Annotated in this window: 22 protein-coding genes; 13 read left to right on the top strand and 9 right to left on the bottom strand. The window is 63.1% G+C overall.

Annotated features, from left to right (window positions below; all coding sequences use genetic code 11):
• Window positions 1-69: 69 nt before the first annotated feature.
• Entirely contained in the window at window positions 70-969 is a 900-nt protein-coding gene (locus AB4874_RS05190) for a cation diffusion facilitator family transporter (protein WP_368391187.1), read from the top strand.
• On the opposite strand, the gene AB4874_RS05185 is transcribed toward AB4874_RS05190, so the two are convergent.
• Both AB4874_RS05185 and AB4874_RS05180 read right to left on the bottom strand, forming a co-directional pair.
• Window positions 966-1,718: a hydroxypyruvate isomerase family protein gene (locus tag AB4874_RS05185; protein WP_368391186.1), complete on the bottom strand. Its 753-nt coding sequence runs from the start codon at window positions 1,716-1,718 to the stop codon at window positions 966-968. The genes AB4874_RS05190 and AB4874_RS05185 overlap by 4 nt on opposite strands.
• Complete coding sequence (locus AB4874_RS05180) at window positions 1,719-2,312, bottom strand: DUF1285 domain-containing protein (protein WP_368391185.1); 594 nt, start codon at window positions 2,310-2,312, stop codon at window positions 1,719-1,721.
• Between the two features lie 73 nt (window positions 2,313-2,385).
• On the opposite strand from AB4874_RS05180, the gene AB4874_RS05175 reads away from it, so the two are divergent.
• From AB4874_RS05175 to AB4874_RS05160, 4 genes are read left to right on the top strand one after another with little or no spacing between them, the layout of a single operon-like run.
• Entirely contained in the window at window positions 2,386-3,417 is a 1,032-nt protein-coding gene (locus AB4874_RS05175) for an AAA family ATPase (protein ID WP_295532564.1), read from the top strand.
• Window positions 3,414-4,325 (top strand): DUF58 domain-containing protein, encoded by a 912-nt coding sequence (locus AB4874_RS05170; protein WP_368391184.1) that lies wholly within the window; start codon window positions 3,414-3,416, stop codon window positions 4,323-4,325. The genes AB4874_RS05175 and AB4874_RS05170 overlap by 4 nt, the downstream gene beginning before the upstream one ends.
• Complete coding sequence (locus tag AB4874_RS05165) at window positions 4,322-7,063, top strand: DUF4159 domain-containing protein (protein WP_368391183.1); 2,742 nt, start codon at window positions 4,322-4,324, stop codon at window positions 7,061-7,063. The genes AB4874_RS05170 and AB4874_RS05165 overlap by 4 nt, the downstream gene beginning before the upstream one ends.
• Entirely contained in the window at window positions 7,060-9,165 is a 2,106-nt protein-coding gene (locus AB4874_RS05160; RefSeq protein WP_368391182.1) for a hypothetical protein, read from the top strand. The genes AB4874_RS05165 and AB4874_RS05160 overlap by 4 nt, the downstream gene beginning before the upstream one ends.
• A 23-nt stretch (window positions 9,166-9,188) precedes the next feature.
• Here AB4874_RS05160 and AB4874_RS05155 read toward each other — a convergent pair whose 3' ends face one another.
• A complete protein-coding gene (locus tag AB4874_RS05155; protein ID WP_295532572.1) occupies window positions 9,189-10,319 on the bottom strand; it encodes an S-(hydroxymethyl)glutathione dehydrogenase/class III alcohol dehydrogenase in 1,131 nt (376 codons plus the stop codon).
• Between the two features lie 74 nt (window positions 10,320-10,393).
• On the opposite strand from AB4874_RS05155, the gene AB4874_RS05150 reads away from it, so the two are divergent.
• Window positions 10,394-10,756 carry an I78 family peptidase inhibitor gene (locus AB4874_RS05150; protein ID WP_368391181.1) on the top strand — a complete coding sequence of 121 codons (363 nt, stop codon included), beginning with the start codon at window positions 10,394-10,396 and terminating at the stop codon, window positions 10,754-10,756.
• Between the two features lie 30 nt (window positions 10,757-10,786).
• On the opposite strand, the gene AB4874_RS05145 is transcribed toward AB4874_RS05150, so the two are convergent.
• The gene (locus AB4874_RS05145) at window positions 10,787-11,242 is read right to left on the bottom strand and encodes a c-type cytochrome (protein WP_368391180.1); all 456 of its coding nucleotides are present in this window, start codon (window positions 11,240-11,242) and stop codon (window positions 10,787-10,789) included.
• Between the two features lie 338 nt (window positions 11,243-11,580).
• On the opposite strand from AB4874_RS05145, the gene AB4874_RS05140 reads away from it, so the two are divergent.
• Complete coding sequence (locus AB4874_RS05140; protein ID WP_368391234.1) at window positions 11,581-11,925, top strand: DUF2794 domain-containing protein; 345 nt, start codon at window positions 11,581-11,583, stop codon at window positions 11,923-11,925.
• A gap of 55 nt (window positions 11,926-11,980) precedes the next feature.
• Here the strand turns inward: AB4874_RS05140 and AB4874_RS05135 are convergent, their stop codons facing one another.
• The 3 genes from AB4874_RS05135 to AB4874_RS05125 form a co-directional block, all read right to left on the bottom strand.
• Window positions 11,981-12,817, bottom strand: a complete 837-nt coding sequence (locus tag AB4874_RS05135; RefSeq protein ID WP_368391179.1) for a C40 family peptidase — start codon at window positions 12,815-12,817, stop codon at window positions 11,981-11,983.
• Window positions 12,814-14,226, bottom strand: coding sequence for a leucyl aminopeptidase family protein (locus AB4874_RS05130; protein WP_368391178.1), 1,413 nt, complete (start codon window positions 14,224-14,226; stop codon window positions 12,814-12,816). The genes AB4874_RS05135 and AB4874_RS05130 overlap by 4 nt, the downstream gene beginning before the upstream one ends.
• Before the next feature lie 62 nt (window positions 14,227-14,288).
• The gene (locus tag AB4874_RS05125) at window positions 14,289-14,669 is read right to left on the bottom strand and encodes a hypothetical protein (protein WP_295532584.1); all 381 of its coding nucleotides are present in this window, start codon (window positions 14,667-14,669) and stop codon (window positions 14,289-14,291) included.
• Window positions 14,670-14,835: 166 nt separating this feature from the next.
• Here AB4874_RS05125 and AB4874_RS05120 point away from each other — a divergent pair, with 166 nt between their 5' ends.
• Window positions 14,836-15,486 (top strand): carbonic anhydrase, encoded by a 651-nt coding sequence (locus AB4874_RS05120; RefSeq protein WP_295532586.1) that lies wholly within the window; start codon window positions 14,836-14,838, stop codon window positions 15,484-15,486.
• Between the two features lie 61 nt (window positions 15,487-15,547).
• Window positions 15,548-16,042 (top strand): ribbon-helix-helix domain-containing protein, encoded by a 495-nt coding sequence (locus tag AB4874_RS05115; RefSeq protein ID WP_368391177.1) that lies wholly within the window; start codon window positions 15,548-15,550, stop codon window positions 16,040-16,042.
• A 6-nt stretch (window positions 16,043-16,048) separates the two neighbouring features.
• Here the strand turns inward: AB4874_RS05115 and AB4874_RS05110 are convergent, their stop codons facing one another.
• Both AB4874_RS05110 and AB4874_RS05105 read right to left on the bottom strand, forming a co-directional pair.
• Entirely contained in the window at window positions 16,049-17,656 is a 1,608-nt protein-coding gene (locus tag AB4874_RS05110) for a mucoidy inhibitor MuiA family protein (RefSeq protein ID WP_368391176.1), read from the bottom strand.
• Window positions 17,657-17,758: 102 nt separating this feature from the next.
• Complete coding sequence (locus AB4874_RS05105; RefSeq protein WP_368391175.1) at window positions 17,759-18,109, bottom strand: winged helix-turn-helix domain-containing protein; 351 nt, start codon at window positions 18,107-18,109, stop codon at window positions 17,759-17,761.
• 367 nt (window positions 18,110-18,476) lie between these two features.
• Between AB4874_RS05105 and AB4874_RS05095 the strand changes: the two genes are divergently transcribed.
• The 4 genes from AB4874_RS05095 to AB4874_RS05080 all read left to right on the top strand — a co-directional run bounded on the left by AB4874_RS05095 (window position 18,477) and on the right by AB4874_RS05080 (window position 21,377).
• On the top strand, window positions 18,477-18,632 hold the full coding sequence (locus tag AB4874_RS05095) for a hypothetical protein (protein WP_368391236.1): 156 nt from the start codon (window positions 18,477-18,479) through the stop codon (window positions 18,630-18,632).
• Between the two features lie 9 nt (window positions 18,633-18,641).
• The gene (locus AB4874_RS05090) at window positions 18,642-19,667 is read left to right on the top strand and encodes a glycosyltransferase family 4 protein (RefSeq protein WP_368391174.1); all 1,026 of its coding nucleotides are present in this window, start codon (window positions 18,642-18,644) and stop codon (window positions 19,665-19,667) included.
• Entirely contained in the window at window positions 19,664-20,278 is a 615-nt protein-coding gene (locus AB4874_RS05085) for a glycosyltransferase family 29 protein (protein ID WP_368391173.1), read from the top strand. The genes AB4874_RS05090 and AB4874_RS05085 overlap by 4 nt, the downstream gene beginning before the upstream one ends.
• 76 nt (window positions 20,279-20,354) lie before the next feature.
• Complete coding sequence (locus AB4874_RS05080) at window positions 20,355-21,377, top strand: aspartate-semialdehyde dehydrogenase (protein ID WP_295532598.1); 1,023 nt, start codon at window positions 20,355-20,357, stop codon at window positions 21,375-21,377.
• Window positions 21,378-21,385: the final 8 nt, after the last annotated feature.

The following is a 21,385-nucleotide window of genomic DNA, read 5'->3' as shown; positions in this document are numbered from 1 at the left end:
GCGTTCCACGCGCGCCAAAGGAACACCGCCAGAACCAAAAGAACACCGCCAGAAAGAGACAGGAACGCGATGCCACATGACCATCAACATCATCATCTAAGCGAGGGCGCTGGCGATAATCGGGTGCTTTTTGCCGTGGTGGTCAATGTGATCTTGACCGTGGCGCAGGTTGCGGGCGGGGTGATTGCGGGCTCGATGGCGCTGGTGGCAGATGGGGTACATAATTTCTCGGATGCGGCAGCGCTGGTGTTGGCCTTTGGGGCGCGGCGGCTGGCGCGGCGCGGGGCGGATGCTGCGATGAGTTTCGGATGGGCGCGCGCCGAGGTGGTTGCGGCTTTCGTGAATTATATTGCGCTGATCCTGATTTCGATCTGGCTGGTTTTCGAGGCGTTGGGGCGGATTGTTGCACCGCCGCAGGTCGATGGCTGGATCGTGGTTTGGTTGGCCGGATTGGCGCTGATCATTGATCTAGCAACGGCGGCGCTAACCTATGCGCTCTCTAAGGATAGCCTCAACATTCGCGCCGCGTTCTTGCACAATCTTGCCGATGCGGGGGCCTCGGTGGCGGTGATTGTCGGAGGCGCTTTGATCCTGCTTTATGATTGGCGGCTGGTCGATCCGTTGCTGACAATCGGGATTTCAGTCTTCATTCTGTGGCATGTCGTGGGCGATCTGAAGCCGGTGTTGCGCATCTTGATGTTGGGCACACCCCCCGAGGCGAACACGGCCGAAGTGAGCGGTGCGCTGGCCGAGATTGCAGGCGTGCAGAGCGTCCATCACGTGCATCTGTGGCAGATCGACGAGCGGCGGGTCTCGGTTGAGGCGCATCTGGTGCTGGGGGCGGGCGATGATTACGCCCCGGTGATTGCGCGCGCCAAGGAAATGCTCGCGCATCGCTTTGACATTCACCACGCCACGCTGGAACCGGAGACTGTGCTAACGGGCTGTGCCGATCATCTTGCCCATTAGGTGGGCAACCAGCCCAAGCCATCGCGCGTCTCCCCGACAGGCCTATATTCGGCCGAGGCGAACCCCGCATAGCCGCCGAGATCGAGCTGATTGAAAAAAGCGCTCAGGTCGATCTCTCCGCTACGCGGATCGCCACGTCCCGGCGCATTCGCAAATTGCACATGCACCGCGCGATCTTTGTGCTTGTCCCATGTCGCGGCCACGTCTTCGGTCAGGACATGGGCGTGATAGGCATCAAATTGCAGGTTCAGATTTGGCGCGCCGACTGTGTCCAGTATCTCGGCTGCCTGATCGAAATCATTGAGAAAATAGCCCGGCATGTCGATTGGGTTGATCGGCTCGATCGTCAGTGAGCGTTTGGGCGCGCGCGCCGCCGCCCATGTCAGGTTGTCGATATAGGTTTTACGCGCGACGAGGCCCCGCGCCTTGCCCGCCATGATGTGAATGTGGCGCGGTCCCAGCACATCGGCAAATCGCATCGCGCGGTCGAAATCGCGGCGAAACCGATCCTCGCAGCCCGGCACGGCGGCGAAACCGCGATCCCCGCCGGTCCAATTGGGGGGCGGCACGTTCATCAGTACGAAGGTCAGGTCATGGCGCACCAATTCGTGGCGCATTTCCTGGGCCGAGAATTCATAGGGAAACAGCACTTCGACAGCGTCAAACCCGGCCTCTTTGGCGGCGGCGAAGCGCTCCATGAAGGGCAGTTCGGTGAACAGGAAGGTCAGGTTGGCGGCAAATTTTGGCACTTAGACCTCCGCGGCGGGCAGGATCGGAAAGAACTGGCCGCAGGATATCACGCCCAGCCAATCTTGCCCCTCATGGGGCCGCGTCACCGCCAGATCGACCAGCCGATAAAAGCTTTTGCGGTCGATCAGCGCCTCAAGGCCACGGCGCACATGCAGGTAAGGGCGCGGCGTGCCGTCTGCGCTATGCTGCACCCGGATTTTGTGATCGCCATCGGCCAGAACGCTGTCGCCGACATTGGTTTCAAAGCGCAGGGTCTGATCGTCGCCCGTGCCCTCTGCCTCAAAATCGACCGCCACAAATGGTGCGTCCTGCACCCGAATGCCCACTTTCTCGACCGGGGTGACGAGGAAATATTTGCCGTCCTCCAGCTTGAGAATCGAGGCAAATAAACGCACCAGCGGTGCCCGCCCAATCGGCGTGCCCAGATAAAACCAAGTCCCGTCGGCGCGAATTTCCATGTCGAGATCGCCGCAAAAGGGCGGGTTCCACAGATGCACCGGTGGCGGGCCTTTTTTTGAGGCCGTTCGCGCGGCATTGGCCAGCCCCTCAGCAGAGGGGATATGGGCGGAATCTGTCTCTTTGTGATCCGTCATGTGAGTTTTGCCGTTCCTTGAGGCCAGGATATCTGCTTTGCTGGGAAGCATACGGATCTCGAGGGAGAATGTCATGGCCGAGCCTGAACAGCTGATGAAGGATATCGAACGTCTTGGGGGGAAGCTTGCGGATGCGCGCGCCTCCATTGACCGGCGCTTCATCGGGCAGGACCAGGTGGTTGAGCTGGTTCTGGCTGCGATGCTGTCGGGCGGGCATGCCTTGCTTGTGGGCTTGCCGGGCTTGGGCAAGACGCTGCTGGTGGAGACCCTGTCGACCGTGATGGGGCTGGGATCGAATCGCATCCAGTTCACGCCCGATCTGATGCCCGCCGATATTTTGGGCTCGGAGGTGCTGGAAACCGCGCCCGATGGCAGCCGGGCATTTCGTTTTCTCGAAGGGCCGGTGTTTTGTCAGCTTCTGATGGCAGATGAAATCAACCGCGCCTCGCCGCGCACGCAATCCGCGCTGTTGCAGGCGATGCAAGAGCGTGAAGTCACGATCGCCGGACAACACCGCCCGCTTGGCCCGCCGTTTCATGTGCTGGCCACGCAGAACCCGATCGAACAAGAGGGCACCTATCCGCTGCCCGAGGCGCAGCTCGACAGGTTCTTGGTGCAAGTCAATGTCGACTATCCCGACCGTGAGACCGAGCGTAATATTTTGCTGGCGACCACCGGCACCTTGGCCGACGCCGCCCACGCGGTGTTTACGCCCGTCGAGTTGATCGAGGCGCAGGGCATCGTGCGCCAAATGCCGGTGGGCGAGAAAATCGTCGATGCGATTCTTGATCTGGTGCGCGCGTGCCGCCCGAATGAGCCCGAGGCGTCTGATTTGGTACGCGATGCGCTGGCTTGGGGGCCGGGGCCGCGCGCCGCGCAGGCCTTGATGCTGACGGTGCGTGCGCGGGCGCTGATCAACGGGCGGCTTGCGCCCTCGCTTGAGGATGTGCAGGCGATGGCGCGTCCGGTGCTGATCCATCGCATGGCACTGAGCTTTGCGGCGCGCGCGCGTGGCGAAACGCTGGATGCGCTGATCGGGCGCGTTCTGGTTGAGGTGACGGGGGCCGAAGGGGTAGCCGCCGGGTCCAGAGGGGCCGCGGCTTGAACGCATCCCCTGACACATCCGTGCAGGCTTTGGCGCTGCGCCGTGAGGCCGAAACCGCCGCCTCGGCGCTGCCGCCCTTGCTGGTGGCCGCCGAGCATTTGGCCGCGACCGTTCAGATGGGCGCGCATGGGCGCAGGCGTGCAGGCACTGGCGAGGAGTTCTGGCAATATCGCCCAGCCCATTCCGGCGATGAGGCGCGGTTTGTGGATTGGCGGCGCTCGGGGCGCTCGGATGCGCAATATGTGCGCGAACGCGAATGGCAATTGGCGCAATCGGTGCATCTGTGGGTCGATGACGCGGCCTCGATGAACTTTACTGGGGCGGAAACCGGGCGCGCGGCGCGGGCCCCGAAATCGGAACGCGCGCGGGTCTTGGCGCTGGCGCTGTCGGTGCTGATGATCCGGGGTGGAGAGCGCGTGGGTCTAACCGGGGTTGCCGCCCCGCCGCGTCCGGGACGTGCGCAATTGATGGCACTGGCGGCGCTTTTGTCTGCGCCAAGCGGGCAGCAAGATTACGGCACGCCGCAGGTAGCAGGGATTTCGGCGCAGTCTCGTGCGGTGTTCCTATCGGATTTTTTGGGCGATCTTGCGCCCATCGAAAGCGCCTTGGGCCAGCTTGCTGATCGCGGTGTGACGGGCGTGATGTTGCAGGTGCTCGACCCCGACGAAGAGGCCTTTCCCTATGACGGGCGCACGATTTTTCAGTCGATGTCGGGCGCGTTGGTGCATGAGACCCGCAAGGCCAGCGATCTTCGCGGGCGCTACCAAGAACGGCTGGCGCAGCGGCGCGATGCGCTGATGCGACTGGCCCAAAGTGCGGGTTGGCAGTTTTCCACCCATCACACGGGCGATCCGGCCCAAAGCGCGTTGTTATGGCTATATGGCGCGCTGGGACGGGGGCAGGGATGATGGTGCTTGGCCCGATCGGCTTTACCGCGCCTTGGCTGTTGCTGGGGTTTGTCGCGCTGCCGCTGCTGTGGCTGCTGCTGCGCGCGGTGCCGCCGGCGCCGATCCGACGTCGTTTTCCGGGCGTGGCGCTGCTGCTGGGGTTGAAGGACACAGAGGTCGAAGCCGCGCGCACACCGTGGTGGCTGCTGGCGTTGCGCCTGCTGGCGTTGGCGGCGGCGATCATCGGCTTTGCGGGCCCGGTGCTGAATCCGCAGCGCGCCGAACCGGGCTCGGGGCCGTTGTTGATCATCGCCGATGCAAGCTGGGCCTCGGCGGGCAACTGGCGCGTGCGCACGGAGCGAATGGAACGCGTGCTGAGTGCGGCGGAACAGGCCGGGCGGCGTGTTGCGCTGATTTCGCTGGCAGAGCCGCCCGTCGCGCAGCCCACCTTTAGCGACGCAAAAAGCGTGACGCAGGCTTTGCCGGGAGTGTTGCCGCACCCTTGGATCGGGCAAAGTTTTGATGCAGCCACGATGCTGCCGCAGGGCAATTTCGATACGCTTTGGCTGTCCGATGGGCTGGCGCGCCCTGATCGTAGCGCCATTTTAAGTGCTCTGCAGGGGCGCGGGGCGGTCACGGTCTGGCAGTCGCAGGTGCCGGTTCTGGCGCTTGGCGCGGCACGGATTGAGGATGGCGCGCTAGTGGTGCCCGCGCGTGCCTCTGCCCCGCCGCCCAGTCCACGCGAGGTCGCAGCGATTGGCCGCGATCCGGCCGGGATTGAGCGCGAATTGGCGCGGGTGCCGCTGGATTTCGCGGGCAAAACGAGCGCCGATCTGCGCTTTGATCTGCCGCCAGAGCTGCGCAACCGGATCACCCGGTTTGAGATCAGCGGGTTGCGGTCAGCCGGGGCGGTGAGCCTGACAGATGATGCGGTCAAGCGGCGCAAAGTTGCGATCTTGTCGGGCACACGCGACCGCGAAGGCCTGCAACTGCTTTCGCCGACGCATTACCTGCACGAGGCGCTTGCGCCAACGGCGGATCTGATTGAGGGCACGCTTGATGATGTGCTGACCGCCGATCCCGACGTGATTATCCTTGCCGATATGGCCGATCTGCCCGAGCAATCCAAGCTGCGGGACTGGGTGGAAAAGGGCGGTTTGCTGATCCGGTTCGCCGGGCCGCGCATGGCCAATGCCGATCTGACGGCGGATACGCTGTTGCCTGTGCGTTTGCGGGCGGGTGGGCGCTCGATTGGCGGCGCGATGAGTTGGGGCGCGCCGCGCGGACTTGCGCCCTTTCCCGAGGACTCTCCGTTTGCCGGTCTTGCGGTACCCGATGACGTAACCGTCAAGGCGCAGGTCATGGCCGAGCCAGCTCCGGATCTGGCAAAGCACACGATTGCCTCGCTGGTCGATGGCACACCGCTGGTGACACGCGCGAAGCTGGGGCAGGGCGCACTGGTGCTGTTTCACGTCAGCGCCAATGCCGAATGGTCAACGCTGCCGCTGTCGGTGCTGTTTCCCCAGATGCTAGAGCGGCTGGCGGTCTCGGCGCGCCCGAATGCGCCAGAGGTGGCGGATTTGGCGGGGCAAACTTGGGTGCCCCAAAAGCTGCTTGATGGCTTTGGGCGTCTGCGCGATGCGGGAGCGGCGGCAGGTGTACCGGGCGCAGAGCTGGCCAAAGCCGTGGCCGGGCCCAAGCTGCAACCTGGGATTTACACCGCCGATGATCGCGCTGTTGCGCTGAATGCGCTGGGCCGCGACGCGGTGCTGACGCCTGCGACATGGCCTGCCACTGTGGCGGTCGAGGGCGCGACGGAGACGCAAGAAACGCCGCTGAAGGGAGGGCTTTTGGCGCTGGCGCTTGGGGCGTTGCTGCTTGATATTTTGGCGGCGCTTGCACTGTCGGGCAAACTGCGGGGGCCGCGTGCAATCAAGACCGCTGCGCTGGTTTCTGCGCTGGTATTGGCGGGTATCACGCCGCCACAAGCGCGCGCCGAAATGAGCGAAGCGCGCGCAATCGAGGCGGCGTCAAACGTGGTGCTGGCGGCGATGCCCTCGGGCGATCCCGAGGTTGACAGGGTTTCGCTGGCGGGGCTGACGGGGCTGTCTGCGGTGTTGAACCAACGCACGACGGTCGAGCCTTCGGCGCCGATGATGGTTGATTTGAAAAATGACGATCTGGCCGTTTACACCTTTATTTACTGGCCTATCACTGCCGATCAAGCCGCCCCCACCCCGCTGGAATATGCCAAGCTGAACCGCTATCTGCGCGGCGGCGGGATGATCTTGTTTGATACGCGTGATGCCGATGTCGCGGGCTTTGGTGAGGCTACGCCGACCGGTCGACGCCTGCAGGCGCTGGCGGCTCCGCTGGACATTCCCCCGCTTGCGCCGATCCCCAAGGATCACGTTCTGACGCGGACCTTCTATTTGTTGCAGGATTTCCCCGGACGCTATGATGGCACGATCTGGGTCGAGGCCCCGCCCGCCGACGCCGCGCGCGCCGACGGGATGCCGTTTCGCAACCTCAATGACGGGGTGACGCCGGTGGTGATTGGCGGCAATGATTGGGCCGAGGCGTGGGCCGTGGATGCCAGCGGTCGCCCGATGTTCCCGGTTGGCCGGGGGCGCACCGGAGAGCGCCAGCGCGAGATCGCCAATCGGTTCGGCGTCAATCTGATCATGCATGTGCTGACGGGCAATTATAAATCCGATCAGGTCCATGTGCCGGCACTGCTGGAAAGGTTGGGGCAATGAGCGGGATGTCGGTGATCTTTGCGCCGCTGCTGCCGTGGCCCGCGATTTGGGCGGCAGGCGGGGTGGCTTTGGTGCTGCTGGCGCTGGCGCTGTGGCGAGGCTTGCGCGGCTGGGCGTTGCGGGCGCTGGCGGCGCTGGTGTTGCTGGCGGCGATTGCGCAGCCTTCGCTGCAACGCGAACAGACCGCGCCGCTGTCTGATATCGTGCTGCTGATCGATGACCGCTCTGCCTCGCAGACGCTATCAGATCGCGCTGCGCAGACCGATACGGCACTCGCCAATGTGCAAGCCCAGCTTGACGCGTTGCCCAATGTCGAGACGCGCCGAGTCACGGTGAAAGATGGCGCGGAAAATGCCGGGACCGAGTTGGGCGCGGCGCTGTCCGAGGCGCTCGCCAGCGAGCCGCGCGCGCGTGTCGCCGGGGCCGTGGTGATCAGCGACGGGCAGGCCCATGACGCCGCCCTTGCGCCCGATCTGCCCGGGCCGCTGCAACTGCTGCTGACCGGGCGCGCGGCGGATTGGGATCGCCGTTTGGTGATTCAAACCGCGCCGGCCTTTGGCATTATCGGCGAGGAAAGCTCGATCCGCCTCAAGGTCGAGGATCAGGGCAAAGTGCCCGCCAGTATCGGCACCAAGGCCAAGCTGACGATCTCAATCGATGGCAAGAATCCAAAAACCTATGACGTGAATGTCGGGCGCGATCTGGAATTGCCGCTGACGCTGGATCATGGCGGGCAGAACGTGGTGCAGTTCACGTTGACCCCCGTTGAGGGCGAGCTGACCACGCGCAACAATACCGCAACCGTGCAGATCAACGGCGTGCGCGACCGCTTGCGCGTGTTGCTGGTCTCGGGCCAGCCCCATGCGGGCGAGCGTACGTGGCGCAACCTGCTCAAATCGGATGCGGGCGTCGATCTGGTGCATTTCACGATCCTGCGCCCGCCCGAAAAGCAAGACGGTGTGCCGGTGTCGGAACTGTCGCTGATCGCTTTCCCGACGCAGGAATTGTTCGTGGACAAGATCGACGAGTTCGATCTGATCATCTTTGACCGCTACGGCGCGCGCGGCATCCTACCGTCGTCCTATTTCGATAATATCCGCGATTATGTCGAACGGGGCGGGGCGATCTTGGTGGCCGCCGGGCCGGAATATGCGACCGTTGAAAGCCTGTATCAAACCAGCCTTGGCTCGATCATGCCTGCGCGCCCCACCGGGCGGGTGCTGTCGGAAAGCTTCCTGCCGCGCCCGACCGAGTTGGGTCTGCGCCATCCCGTCACGGCGGGGCTGAAAGGCGCGCCGCCGCCTGCCGACAAGGCCAAGGATGACGCGAAAGCGCCCCATTGGGGGCATTGGTTGCGTCAGGTCGAATTGAGTGATCCCAAGGGCGAAGTCGTGATGTCGGGTGCCGACGGTAAGCCGCTTTTGGTGCTCTCGCGCGAGGGCAAGGGGCGCGTGGCGCTGCTGGCCTCGGATCAGGCATGGCTGTGGGATCGCGGCTATGATGGCGGTGGGCCGCAGCTCGAATTGCTGCGCCGGATCGCGCATTGGGAGATGAAGGAACCTGAGCTGGAAGAAGAGGCGCTGTATGCCGAGATCGACCCGGGCGCGCTGTCGATGACGATCGTGCGCCGCTCGATGAAGGATGATGTGCCGCCTGCAAGCGTGACGCTGCCCGATGGCACTGTGCAGGACGTGCCGCTAAGCCAAAGCGCGCCGGGGCGGTTCACCGCGCGTTGGACTGCGCCGGGGCCGGGTCTCTATACGCTCAAGGATGGTGATCTGGCGCGCGTGGTCGCGATGGGTCCGGCCAGCCCGCGCGAGTTTGAACAAACCATCGCCAGTGGTGAGCCATTGGCTAAGGCGATTGCGGCCTCGGGTGGGGCTGTGACCCGGCTGGAGGAGGGCATTCCGCGCATCCGCGAAGTAGCGGTTGGGCGTGCAACATCGGGGCGGGGCTGGATTGGCATCACGCCGCGCGGGGCGCGCGCCACGACAGACATTCGCGTGCAACCCGTTCTACCCGCATGGGCGTGGTTGCTGTTGGCAGCGCTGCTGACGCTTGGGGCCTGGATGATCGAGGGGCGGGGGCGGCGTATGGCCTAAGTCCATGCCGCCCGCCGCCAATATCAGTAGATTACGACCGAGCGGATCGATTCGCCGCTATGCATCAGATCGAAGGCCTCGTTGATCTTCTCCAGCGGCATGGTGTGGGTGATCATCGGGTCGATCTCGATCTTGCCATCCATGTACCAGTCAACGAATTTCGGCACATCGGTGCGCCCCTTTGCGCCACCAAAGGCCGTGCCTTTCCAGACGCGCCCGGTCACCAGTTGGAACGGCCGGGTCGAGATTTCCGCGCCCGCCGAGGCGACGCCGATTATCACCGAAACGCCCCAGCCGCGATGGCTGCATTCCAGAGCATCGCGCATCACCTTGGTGTTGCCGGTCGCGTCAAAGCTGTAATCGACGCCACCAATCTGATCGGCACCCTTCTTGGTCAGGTTGACGATTTCCTCGACGACCGTGCCCTTGATCTTTGTGGGGTTCACGAAATGGGTCAGGCCGAATTTGCGCGCCATTTCCTCTTTGTCGTCGTTCAGATCGACGCCGATGATCATGTCGGCCCCGGCCATGCGAAGGCCTTGGATGACGTTCAACCCGATGCCGCCAAGGCCGAACACTGCCGCAGTCGAGCCGATCTCGACTCCTGCGGTGTTGATCACCGCACCGATCCCGGTGGTCACGCCGCAGCCGATATAGCAGATTTTGTCGAAGGGCGCGTCTTCACGTACTTTGGCCAGCGCGATTTCGGGCATGACCGTGTGATTGGCGAAGGTCGAGCAGCCCATGTAGTGAAACAGCGGCGTGCCATCGAGCATGTGAAAGCGCGTCGTGCCATCGGGCATCAGCCCTTGGCCCTGTGTGCCCCGGATCGCGGTGCAAAGGTTGGTTTTGCCCGACAGGCAAGACGGGCATTCGCGGCATTCGGGGGTGTAAAGCGGGATGACGTGATCGCCGGGCTTGAGCGTGGTCACGCCCTCGCCGACTTCGAGCACGACGCCCGCGCCCTCATGGCCGAGGATACAGGGAAACAGCCCCTCGGGATCGGCCCCCGAGCGGGTGAATTCGTCGGTGTGGCAAATGCCGGTGGCCTTGATTTCGATCAGCACTTCGCCTGCTTTCGGTGGGTCGAGTTCCACCTCCATGATTTCAAGCGGCTTTCCGGCTTCCAATGCGACTGCGGCACGGGTTCTCATGGGCGTCTCCTCAAGGTATAAAAGTTGCCAAGAACCTGCGCGAATGCGCGGGTGAATGCAATAAAGGGTGCGATATGTTGACCAGATTTTCTGCTTTGCCTGCTGTGTTGTTGTCGGTGCTGGCGCTTGCAGCTTGCGATCCCGCAGGTCCGATTGAGCAAACGCCAGATCAAGATGTGGCGGTACCCACGCCCTATCTGACGCCGCAAACCACCGTGACCGCAGGCGGCTTGCAAGAGCGCGAGCCCGACACATGCGGCGCCGCTAACTATGTCTCGGTGCTTGGCCAGCCAGCGGCGCAGATCCAGAGCCTTGGCATCTCCAAGCCGATGCGAATCGTGGAATGGCGCGGCGTGGAAGATCAGGTCTACAACCCGCAGCGCGTGGTGTTCCGCCTCGATTCGCGCGGGAACGTTTACAATATCGACTGCGGCTAAGGCGGCGCGGCCCTCTGCGCTGGCGGAGGGTTAGTCGGCCTTAAAACGACCGTGGCAATCCTTGCACGATGCGCCGAGTGCGTTGAGACCATCGGCCAGCCCTGACGCGCTGGAGGGATCGAGCGCATCTGCCGCCTTTTGCAGCCGACGGGTCTTTTGCCAGAACTCGCCTTCATTGTCCCAAAGTCGGGGCAGCGCCTTGGAAGCCGGGTCGCTGGTGTTTTGCTCAAACGCATCGGTGACCTTCGCGGCATCGGCACGCAAAGTGCTGGTGGCTGCGGCTGCGGCGGTTGCATCAAAGGGTGTTTTCTTGGTCGCCATATCGCCAATGATCTTCAGGTTTTGGCCAAGCTGATCCATTAGCTCCATGCGCGCGCGTGCGATTGGATCTTTGGCAATGTCTTTGGCCAGGGCTGTCGTGGTCAAAGTGGCCAGCGCCAGCGCAAGCGACAGGCTGAGAGAGGTGGTGTGGACGAGGCGGTTCATCAGGGTGCTCCGGTGATTTGGGGCAACCTGCAATGTGCGAGCGCCAAGCGCAATCACGGATCGATCACGAAAATGAAAGCTCCAACCTTTTGGGTTGGAGCTTTGGATGCGGCGCGGAGCGTCTCGACGGTGCGAACTGGGTGGGGGCTGTTAAGCGCACCGCCGAGACTTTCAGCGTTTTCCGCTATCCCTTGTATCGCGCCCAAAGGCGGCGGGAACGGGTGGGATCTGCGGCAAATCCAAGGCCTTTTCGCGACCCTGCCGTGACAGGGTGAAGCGATCCTAGCACGATACTGCGATGGTCTTGATTTGCGCGCGTGACGCGATACCATCGCAATATGACGGTGCAACCGCCCACACCCTTCCCGCAACACCCTGCCGACCCGCAGGTTGCCTTTGATCGTGGCGAGCTGAACGTGATCTTGTCGCTTTATGGGCGCGCGGTCGCGGCGGGAGAATGGCGCGACTACGCGATGAGTTTCCTGCGCGAGGTGGCGGTGTTTTCGATTTTTCGCCGTGCGGCGGAAACGCCGCTATACCGCATCGAGAAACGCCCCGCTTTGCGCAATCGCCAAGGGATTTATGCGGTGATCGGGCCTCAGGGTCAGGTGCTGAAACGGGGCGGTGATCTGCGGGTCGTGCTGCGGGTTCTGGAACGCAAGCTGATCCGCCCGATTGATTGAGCGGATGCGGGCCTGCGTTGAGAGGGCGGGTGCCTCCGGCGGGAGTATTTAGAGGCTAGATGAAAGGGGTGGGGCGTTTGCAGCCCAGATAGGGGCTGTCGCCGGACGCCGCGATTCGATCCCGGGATGCGTCGATTGGTTCATAGGCGACGCTCATGGTGTGGCCATTGGCATGAATCAGGGTCTGGGCGTCACAGATCATCGCGACATGGCCTTTCCAGAACATCAGATCGCCGCGTTGTAAAGCGGCGGCTTCGGGCAGGGGTTCGCCCAGTTCCTGCCATTGCATGTCAGTATCGCCCGGCACGGATCGTGCGCATAGCGCGTGGCCCATTTGCACCAGCCCCGAACAGTCGATGCCGCTGCGCGAATTGCCCCCCCACAGATAGGGCGTGCCCAAGAGGGCCTCGGCCACAGCGACCGGGTCGGTGAGTGGTGTCGTGAGCGGTGTAGCGTGTTGGCGGGGCACAAAGCCCTGTGCGGTGATCAGGAAGTCCGGAGTTTCTCCGATGACCATTAGCCGGGAGCCCATGGAAAGCGCCATGACCTCGCCGCGCTTGATCGAGGCCTCGCGGTAAATATGTGTGGCCGGGGCGGTGACGCTATGGCTGGGTGTGGTTTTCGCGCCTAGGGCGGATTGGGATAGCCAGCCGCAATAGCCGTCCCAGTCAGATTGCACGAAGGCATGGGTTTCACACTGCTCGATCAAGGTGAGCGTCGCGCCAAATAGCACTTGGCGATCGCGCGGGCTGTCTGGTTCGGGGCACAGGTCCGCGACCGGGGCGATGAGGCTGGCGGGGGTGCCTTGGGTGTAGTGTTGCGCTGCAACGTGATCGCGCAGCGATTCAAGGGCGATTGTGCCGGAAAAGGGCAGGCGGCGATGATCGCTCATGACAAGACCTCGGGCAGGGCGGTAAAGATCGCGCGCGCGCCTTGGCCGACGCCGCCTTTGGGGCGCGCTGGGGCGGAGGCAGGTTGCCAGCCATAAATGTCGAAATGCGCAAATCGCGGGGTTTGCGTGACGAAGCGGCGCAGGAACAGAGCCGCCGTGATCGAGCCCGCCATGCCGCCCGAGGGGGCATTGTCGAGATCGGCGATGCCCGGTTCGATTTTGGATTCATAGGCGGCCCAGAACGGCATGCGCCAAAGCGGGTCGGCGCTGTCATGTGCCGCTTGGGAAAGGGCCGCCGCGAGCGCCTCGTCATCAGTGAAAAACGGTGGCAGATCGGGGCCCAACGCCACGCGGGCCGCGCCTGTCAGCGTGGCCATGCAGAGCAGCAGATCGGGACGGTCCTCATCGGCCAAGGCCAAGGCATCGGCGAGCACCAGCCGCCCTTCGGCATCGGTATTGTTGACCTCAACGCTTAGCCCCTTGCGCGAAGTCAGGATATCGCCGGGGCGGAAACTGTCGCCGGACACCGAATTTTCCACCGCCGGGATCAGCACGCGCAGGCGCAGCTTTGCCCCGGTTTGCATGATCATATGGGCCAGCCCGAGCACCGTGGCCGCGCCGCCCATATCCTTTTTCATCAGCCCCATAGACGCGCCGGGTTTGAGGTTCAGCCCGCCCGTGTCGAAACACACGCCCTTGCCCACCAGCGTCAGCGCAGGCCCGCTGTCACCCCAGCGCAGATCAATCAGGCGCGGCGTGCGTGGCGAGGCACGGCCCACCGCATGGATCATCGGGAAGTTCTGCGTCAGCAGGTCTTCACCCGAGATGGTTGTCACCCGCGCAGCATGGCGTTCTGCCAGCAGGCGGGCGGCGCCCTCTAGCTCATCCGGGCCCATGTCAGAGGCGGGCGTGTTGATCAAATCGCGCGTGAAGGCTTCGCCCGCGGCCATCGCCTCAAGATGCGCGCGATCCAATCCGTCGGGGCAGACCAGCCGGGCCTTTGGCGGCGCATCGGGCGCGTAGCGGGCAAAGCGATAGCCTGCAAGCAGCCAGCCCAAAGCGGCCTCGTGCAAGGCATCCTGTGCAAGGTCGCCATGCAATTTCCACGCGCCCTCGGGCAATGCCGTGGCTGCACTGGAAAGGGCAAAGCGTGTCTTCTCGCGGGCTTGCGGATCGCCCAGACCCAGCAAAGCCCCCTCAACGCCCAAAGCGCCGGGCAAAAGCGCCACCGTTCCTGCTGCTGCGCCAAACCCTTGCGCGCGCACGAATGCGGATTGCGCAGGGGGAAGCGTGGCGAGATGTGCCTCAAGCCCGTCGGGCGCGACCATTATCAACGGGCGCGCGCCCTCGGCGTTTTGCGCAAAGCGCATTGCGGGACGCTCGGCGAAGAAGGAAAAGGCGGCAGGCATTGTGGCTCCTTGCGGCTGGCTGACGCGCGCAGCCTAGCGCCCTCAGCCGCGCCTGCAAGAGATCACAGACGCAGATCACCCAGATCCCACACCTCGGTGAGAGAGCGATCCGCCAGCCGCATCAGCCGCGCGAGAACAGCGGCCTGCGCAATGTGATCGTTTGCGTCAATACAGCTTTGCAGATCCTGCGCGACCAGCACCATCGAGCTCAGCCCGATCTGTTCGGCCAGCGCGATCATCAACTCCAGGTCTGCGATCATCTTGGCCCATTGATGCGCCTTGGCGGACTTTTCGATCGCGACAAGATGTTGGGCGATATCCTCCATCGTGGTTGAAATCACGTGCTCTGCCGCCACTTGCCCAAGCTGCGCATAAAGCACGACAATGCGTGCCGGATCGAGTGCGCTTGCCTCATCACATGTAAATCGCGATACTTGTGCCACCCCGAAAACCCCTTTCACTCAATTGACCAGCTGGCCCCCACCAGTTCGCGCAGTTTGGCAAAGAGGTCTCAAGAAAGGGTTATGGGATATCGAAAATTACTCGAATTCATGCGCCGGGCAGGCTATTTGACGCTTAGACAGAGACAGCAAGCCACGCGAGGGACCGATGAGAGAACACGTTAAACCGCTGCCAAGCTATTTGGTGGGCCGCTATCAGGGCTGGCACGCCACCGCCTATGCCGAAAACCGCGCCTGGTATCGTCGGCTGGCCGAAGAGGGGCAACGCCCGCGTTCGATGATCATCGCGTGCTGTGACTCGCGCGTGCATGTGACCTCAATGTTTGGCGCCGATCAGGGCGAGTTTTTCATCCACCGCAATATCGCGAATCTGGTGCCTCAATTCACCCCGGATGGCGATCACCATGGCACGTCGGCGGCTGTGGAATATGCCGTCAAAAGCCTGCGGATCGCGCATATGATTGTGCTGGGGCATTCCAATTGCGGGGGGGTGCACGGCTGTCACGCGATGTGTTCGGGCGACGCGCCTGAGTTGGAAGAGAAGACCTCATTCACCGGGGCGTGGCTGAATTTGTTGCGTCCGGGCTATGAGCGCGTGATCGAGCGCAAACCTGCCGATCCGCTGACCGAATTGGAGCGTGAAGCCGTCAAGGTCAGTCTGGAAAACCTGATGACGTTTCCGTTCGTGCGTGAGGCGCTGGATGATGACCGCATGACCCTGCACGGGCTGCGCCATGACATCAGCGAGGGCACGCTGGAGCAGTATGATTCAGCGACAGACCAGTTTGAAACGATCTGATTGTTAGCGAATCTGGCGCGCGTTCACCGGGTGTTAAGCAGGCGCGGGCCAGATTGGTCGCATGACACAGACCCGACTCGTTTCCATTCGCCTGCCCGTCGATTTGATCGCTTTGATCGAACACGAGGCGCATGCGCGTGACACCTCTCCGGCGCAGGTGATCCGCCACGCTTTGCGTGTTGGGCTCACCCCGCTGGCCGAGCCTGAGGATGATCCGCTCCCCGTTGCGCTGCCCGAAATGCGGGCGCTGCAGGAGGCGTTGGATCAGGCGCAGGGATGGATCGATTTGCAGATACGGTTACGCAGCGCGGGGTTGGTGCTGCGCGCCGGTGGCGCGGATCAGCGGTTGGGGTTGCACGAATGGCCCTCGGACCGGTTCATGATTGCGCTTGAGGAAATCGGACCGAGCCTTGGGGAATTGGTGCTGCGCTATCGCGCACCGTTTCCGGGGCGACCACCCGAGGCGAAGGGCGCGAGCCCGTCCCGCAGCGAGTCGGCGCAGACCCCAATGATCTCACGCCGGTTCATGCTGCCGCCGCTGCGCCCCGCCGCCTGAGCGCCCTTAGCGCAACACCTGATCCGTCGGCCAGCTGAGCGTGGTTTCGGTGCGCAACTGTTTGTCCGCCCCTGCTGGCAGATCGAACTGCCAGGCCAGAACGCCACGTTTTTGGTCGTAATCGGTCTCGGTTGCGGGCGGGGTCGCCGTGGTCTCGATCTTGAGATCGTCCTGCTCGGAATAGGGCACCTGATCAATCACCCGCATCGGCCAATCCTGCGCGGTAAGGTTCTTCACCTCGATCTGCACCACTTCACGACGCGCGTTCGATTTGGAGATAAACCCGCGATCGCCTTCGCTGGTGTCGGGCATGGTGCGGGTCAGGCGAATCCCTTCGATCGCGCCAAACCCAAGGCGCAGCTTGTCGCCCGCCGCGATCATCGGAAGATGCGTTTGCCCCACCAAGGCTCCGTCGGCGAACAGGTTCGCAGGCCCGGGCAACAGAATTTCACCGGTCTCGTTCTTGCCCTCCGCGACGCGATAGGCCTGCGGATCTGACAGCGGGACGGCCTCAGCGAGAACGTTGACGGGGATCGTCTTGGCATCCAGTTTCAGGCGCAGATCATCCACCCCATCGCGCAAATCAACGGCTGTCGGGTAGTGATAGGTCACCGTTTCGCCCTGCATTTGCAGCGCAGCCGTGTCGGTCATTGCCGCTTCGGTCCTCATCGGCGCGGGTGCGCCTGCTGCGCGCGAAAGCGATTTGGACAGCGGTTGGGCAACCATCGGCGGGCCGATCCGCGCGAGGCGCGGGTAAATCGCTGTGGGCGCGGATTGCCCACCCGGACGTGCAGTCGACAGCGTCAGATCGACGCCGCGCCAATCCTCGCCCGTCGCCTGATGAACCGATACGAATCGCTCCATATCCAACTGGCCAGCGGCGCGATCAAGGCGCAGATCATAGGTTGGCTGCCAGCCCGCATTGCCGACGAAAGAGGTGATTGTCAGCGTGCCTGTGCCCGAGACCATCGCGCGCAACACGTCATGATCCTGAGCAGGGTTTTGCAGCGCATCCAGCGCTGCTTGCGCCTGTTTTACCGCCTCTTGCAGCGGTTTGAGCGCGTCTTCGGCGCGGCGCGCATCGGCTTTTGCCGCGATCACACGTTCAGAGGCGGCAAGGATCTGATCGCCCACCATCTGCGCCATGGCCTGCAATTGCGCCGGATCACTGAGCTGCGTGCCTGCGCCTTTGAGAAAGGTGATCTGATCTTCTGCAGCCTGCGCTTTGGCGCGGATCGTGGCGACCTGATCCTGACTGTTGGCAAGCGCCTCGCGCGCCTGTTGCAGACGGGCCTGCGCGGCCTTGATCTGGGCGCTGCTTTGATCTGACAGCGCGGGCGCGCGCCCGTCGATCAGGCTCACCGCGCCGATCTGCACACCCTCTCCACTGACGCGCAGGGTCGAGATGTCGGTGCCTTTCGGCAGCCCCGGCACCAGAACCTCATGCGGTCCCTGCGTGGACTTGCCCTCCGCGCCTTTAATCTCAATGTCGCGCACTACCTGCGCCCCTTGGGGGAACAGGGTGACGGCGCGAATCGTGGCGGGGGCTTCGATGGTATCGGCAAGGGCGGGGGTAGCCCCCAAAACCAAGGCTGCGACGAGGGTTATACGCATGGCTTTCCTCCAGTTTGAGCGGGATCAGGGTGGGCCGGGGCGCGCGCGAAGGCAATGGCGGATTGGCGCGCCCCCGGCAGCTTGCGCGTTTGATCGCCCAAATCAGGGCTGGGGCGGGGCCACCAGCGCGCCCAGCGTCGCGATTTCTGCCGCGCCGGTTTGCGTAACTTTGGCCTCAAGGGCGCGATAGGCGGTCAATACGGCCTCGCCGGTTTCGGTCAGCGCCGCGCCGCCGCCTTGGGGGCCGCCGCGCACGCTTTCCACGAGGGGCGCGCGAAATGCTCCGTTCATCGTTTCGACCAGCGACCAGGCGCGTTTGTAGCTCATGCCCATTGCGCGCCCTGCTGCCGAGATCGAGCCCTCCGAGGCGATCGCTTCAAGCAGGCGCGCCTTGCCCGGCCCCAGCATCGCATCGCCGAAATAAAGACGCAGCATCAATCGGGTCAGCTCCATCGCGCATCGCTCCTGTCTTGTGGGTCCGCGCTATCGTGAAAGCCTGCGCGCGCCTTGGCAAGAGCGCCCCTTGCGCATATGCGCACCATCTTGCAGCTTGGCGCGCGTTTTCGCCCCCGGAGCCTGCATGCGCCTGTCCATTGCCTGTCTGGTCGTAGCCTACCTGCTCAGCCAGTTTTACCGGACCTGTCTGGCTGTGTTGCCCCGGTTCTGCATGATGAGATTGGCGTCACGGTAGGCGATTTGGCGGTGTTGCTGGGGCTTTGGTATGCGGCTTTTGCGCTGGTGCAGTTTCCGGTGGGCGAGGCGCTGGGCCGGATCGGGCCGCGTCGCACGGTGGGCCGGACGCTGGCGCTGGGCGGCGGCGATGCAATTTGCCTCGCGCCCGGTGTTCGACCTGGCTTCAGGGCATTTCGCGCCACCGACCGCCGATGGGCTGCTGTTTGCGTTTCTCTTGGTGCCGCTGGTGATGGGATTGGTTTTTTACGTTTTCACCCGCGACACTGGCGATGGTCTGAATTAGAACCGACCCATGACAGAGATTGATGTTATCGCCCCCAACCTCAAGCGCCGCCTGTCGGGCGTGACCGCCACCGTCGTGCGGCTGGTCCCCTTGCAGGCGCGCAAAATCGCGATTGTGGCAACCGGGCCAGGTCTGCCCGATCATCTGCCGCATGTGGCGCTATGGCGGGTGCCGTTTCTGCCGCGCCGCACGCGCGTTTGGCATGCGCGGCGCAATACCGAGATGTTGTTGGGGCTGTTTCTGCGAGATGTTGTGCGGATGCGGCTCAAGCTGTTGTTCACCTCGGCCAGCCAGCGCAAGCACAGTGGCTACACGAAATGGCTGATCGGCAAGATGGACCGGGTCGTGGCGACTTCGGCGCGCACGGCGTCTTATCTGGAGCGCGACTGCACCGTGATCTTGCATGGCATCGACACCGAAAGTTTCACACCACCCCTGGATCAAGCTGCGCTGCGCGCGCAGCTGCACCTGCCGGTCAAGGGGCTGCTGGTAGGCTGTTACGGGCGTATTCGTGCGCAAAAGGGCACCGATGCCTTCGTCGATGCGATGATCGCGGCGCTGCCCACACGTCCCGGCGTTACGGGTTTGGTGATGGGGCGCGCGGTGGGTGAACATGGCGCGTTTCTCGAAGGCCTCAAGGCGCGGGTGGCCAAGGCCGGGTTAGCGGATCGCATCCTGTTTCTGCCCGAGGTCAGCGTCGACAAAATGGCCGATTGGTATCGCGTGCTTGACCTTTATATCGCGCCGCAGCGCTGGGAAGGCTTTGGCCTGACCCCGATCGAGGCGATGGCCTGCGGCGTGCCCGTGGTGGCAACCCGCGTCGGCGCCTTTGAGGAAATCGTGACGGATGAGACCGGTGCGCTGGTCGATCCCGGCGATCCGGCAGCGCTGGCCACGGCTGAGGCTCCGTTTCTGGATGATCCGGCGCGTCTGGCCGCGGCAAAACGAGCCGCGCGTTTGCGCGCCGAGACGGATTTTCGCATTGAGGGCGAGGCCGCCGCGTTGGTCGCGATATATCGCGAGATGTTGGCATGACGCGGCTTGGCTTTCTGATCGCGCGCAGTTTGCGTCGTGAGGCCCCGTTGGCGGCGCTGTCTGTCACGCAATCGGATTTGCTGAGCGATTTGGCGGGAAAATCGGTGGCGCTGGTGGGCAATGCCCGTGCGCTGTCCCAAGGCGAAGCGGGGGCCGAGATCGACGCGCATGACGTGGTGATCCGCATCAACCGCGCCCCGATGCCCAGCGCGCACAGCCACGGCACGCGTACCGATTGGCTGGCGCTGGCGACTTCGCTACCGGCTGCGGAACGGGCGCGGATTTCACCGGGTCGCATCCTGTGGATGAGCCATAAACGCAAGCGGCTTGACTGGCAAAGCGCGCAAAGTCCGGGGTTTTATCTGCATCCGCTCGCTGATTATGAGGCGCTCAAGGCCCACCTTGGCGCGCAGCCCACAACGGGGGTGATGCTGATTGATATGCTGGCGCGCTCGACCCTGGCACGGCTTGATCTTTATGGGTTTGATTTCTTCGCCTCGCTGTCGCTTTCAGGCTCACGCAGCGCCGACAAGGTGCCCCATGATTTTGCCGCCGAAGCGGCGCTGGTGGGAAATCTGATCGCGCAGGATTCGCGCATCATTCGCAACTGATCTTCGCCAAAACCCTTTTATTTCCGCGTCCGAGGCGCTATGTGCGCCCTTGTTCTTTTCGGGCAAGGAGGTCCTTATGGGCTATAAAGTCGTCGTTGCGGGCGCCACGGGTAATGTGGGCCGCGAAATGCTGAATATTCTGGCCGAACGCCAGTTCCCGGTTGATGAGATCGTCGCGCTTGCGTCGCGCCGCTCGATTGGGACTGAGGTCAGCTTTGGCGACAAGACCCTGAAGACAAAGGATATCGAAGGGTTCGATTTCACCGGTTGGGATATTGCGCTGTTCGCGATCGGTTCGGATGCGACCAAACAATATGCCCCGATCGCGGCGAAATCGGGCTGCGTGGTGATCGATAACTCGTCGCTGTACCGCTATGACCCGGACGTGCCGCTGGTCGTGCCGGAAGTGAATCCGCAGGCCGTCGACGGCTACACGAAGAAAAACATCATCGCGAACCCGAACTGCTCGACCGCGCAGATGGTAGTGGCCCTCAAACCGCTGCATGATCGTGCCAAGATCAAGCGCGTTGTAGTGTCGACCTATCAGTCGGTGTCGGGCTCGGGCAAAGAGGCGATTGACGAATTGTGGAACCAAACCAAGGGCATGTATGTGCCCGGCCAAGAGGTCGCGCCCAAGGTTTACCCCAAACAGATCGCGTTTAACGTGATCCCGCATATCGATGTATTCCTCGACGACGGCTCCACCAAAGAAGAGTGGAAAATGGTCGCCGAGACCAAGAAAATCATCGACAAGTCGATCAAGATCACCGCGACCTGCGTGCGTGTGCCGGTGTTTGTCGGTCACTCCGAGGCGATAAATATCGAGTTCGAAGAGTTCCTTGATGAGGACGAAGCACGCGACATCCTGCGTGAAGCGCCCGGCATCATGGTGATCGATAAGCGCGAGGATGGTGGCTATATCACCCCGATCGAATGCGTCGGCGATTATGCGACCTTCATCTCGCGGATCCGTCAGGATTCCACGATTGAGAACGGGCTGAACATTTGGTGCGTGTCTGATAACCTGCGCAAGGGTGCGGCGCTGAACGCGGTCCAGATCGCTGAAACGCTGGGCAATCGCTGTTTGAAAAAGGGCTGATCGCCTGC

Source organism: Thioclava arctica, from assembly GCF_040892615.1.
Lineage (GTDB): Bacteria > Pseudomonadota > Alphaproteobacteria > Rhodobacterales > Rhodobacteraceae > Thioclava > Thioclava arctica.
This window is presented reverse-complemented; position numbering and strand designations above follow the sequence as displayed.

Coding starts and splice junctions, on each gene's coding strand:
- AB4874_RS05145 (WP_368391180.1), bottom strand. CDS start 11,242: ATGAACCGCCTCGTCCACACCACCTCTCTCAGCCTGTCGCTTGCGCTG.
- AB4874_RS05190 (WP_368391187.1), top strand. CDS start 70: ATGCCACATGACCATCAACATCATCATCTAAGCGAGGGCGCTGGCGAT.
- AB4874_RS05130 (WP_368391178.1), bottom strand. CDS start 14,226: ATGCCTGCCGCCTTTTCCTTCTTCGCCGAGCGTCCCGCAATGCGCTTT.
- AB4874_RS05140 (WP_368391234.1), top strand. CDS start 11,581: ATGACGGTGCAACCGCCCACACCCTTCCCGCAACACCCTGCCGACCCG.
- AB4874_RS05090 (WP_368391174.1), top strand. CDS start 18,642: ATGACAGAGATTGATGTTATCGCCCCCAACCTCAAGCGCCGCCTGTCG.
- AB4874_RS05135 (WP_368391179.1), bottom strand. CDS start 12,817: ATGAGCGATCATCGCCGCCTGCCCTTTTCCGGCACAATCGCCCTTGAA.
- AB4874_RS05085 (WP_368391173.1), top strand. CDS start 19,664: ATGACGCGGCTTGGCTTTCTGATCGCGCGCAGTTTGCGTCGTGAGGCC.
- AB4874_RS05155 (WP_295532572.1), bottom strand. CDS start 10,319: ATGAGAACCCGTGCCGCAGTCGCATTGGAAGCCGGAAAGCCGCTTGAA.
- AB4874_RS05105 (WP_368391175.1), bottom strand. CDS start 18,109: ATGGAGCTGACCCGATTGATGCTGCGTCTTTATTTCGGCGATGCGATG.
- AB4874_RS05160 (WP_368391182.1), top strand. CDS start 7,060: ATGAGCGGGATGTCGGTGATCTTTGCGCCGCTGCTGCCGTGGCCCGCG.
- AB4874_RS05180 (WP_368391185.1), bottom strand. CDS start 2,312: ATGACGGATCACAAAGAGACAGATTCCGCCCATATCCCCTCTGCTGAG.
- AB4874_RS05150 (WP_368391181.1), top strand. CDS start 10,394: ATGTTGACCAGATTTTCTGCTTTGCCTGCTGTGTTGTTGTCGGTGCTG.
- AB4874_RS05165 (WP_368391183.1), top strand. CDS start 4,322: ATGATGGTGCTTGGCCCGATCGGCTTTACCGCGCCTTGGCTGTTGCTG.
- AB4874_RS05110 (WP_368391176.1), bottom strand. CDS start 17,656: ATGCGTATAACCCTCGTCGCAGCCTTGGTTTTGGGGGCTACCCCCGCC.
- AB4874_RS05095 (WP_368391236.1), top strand. CDS start 18,477: ATGCAATTTGCCTCGCGCCCGGTGTTCGACCTGGCTTCAGGGCATTTC.
- AB4874_RS05115 (WP_368391177.1), top strand. CDS start 15,548: ATGACACAGACCCGACTCGTTTCCATTCGCCTGCCCGTCGATTTGATC.
- AB4874_RS05120 (WP_295532586.1), top strand. CDS start 14,836: ATGAGAGAACACGTTAAACCGCTGCCAAGCTATTTGGTGGGCCGCTAT.
- AB4874_RS05080 (WP_295532598.1), top strand. CDS start 20,355: ATGGGCTATAAAGTCGTCGTTGCGGGCGCCACGGGTAATGTGGGCCGC.
- AB4874_RS05175 (WP_295532564.1), top strand. CDS start 2,386: ATGGCCGAGCCTGAACAGCTGATGAAGGATATCGAACGTCTTGGGGGG.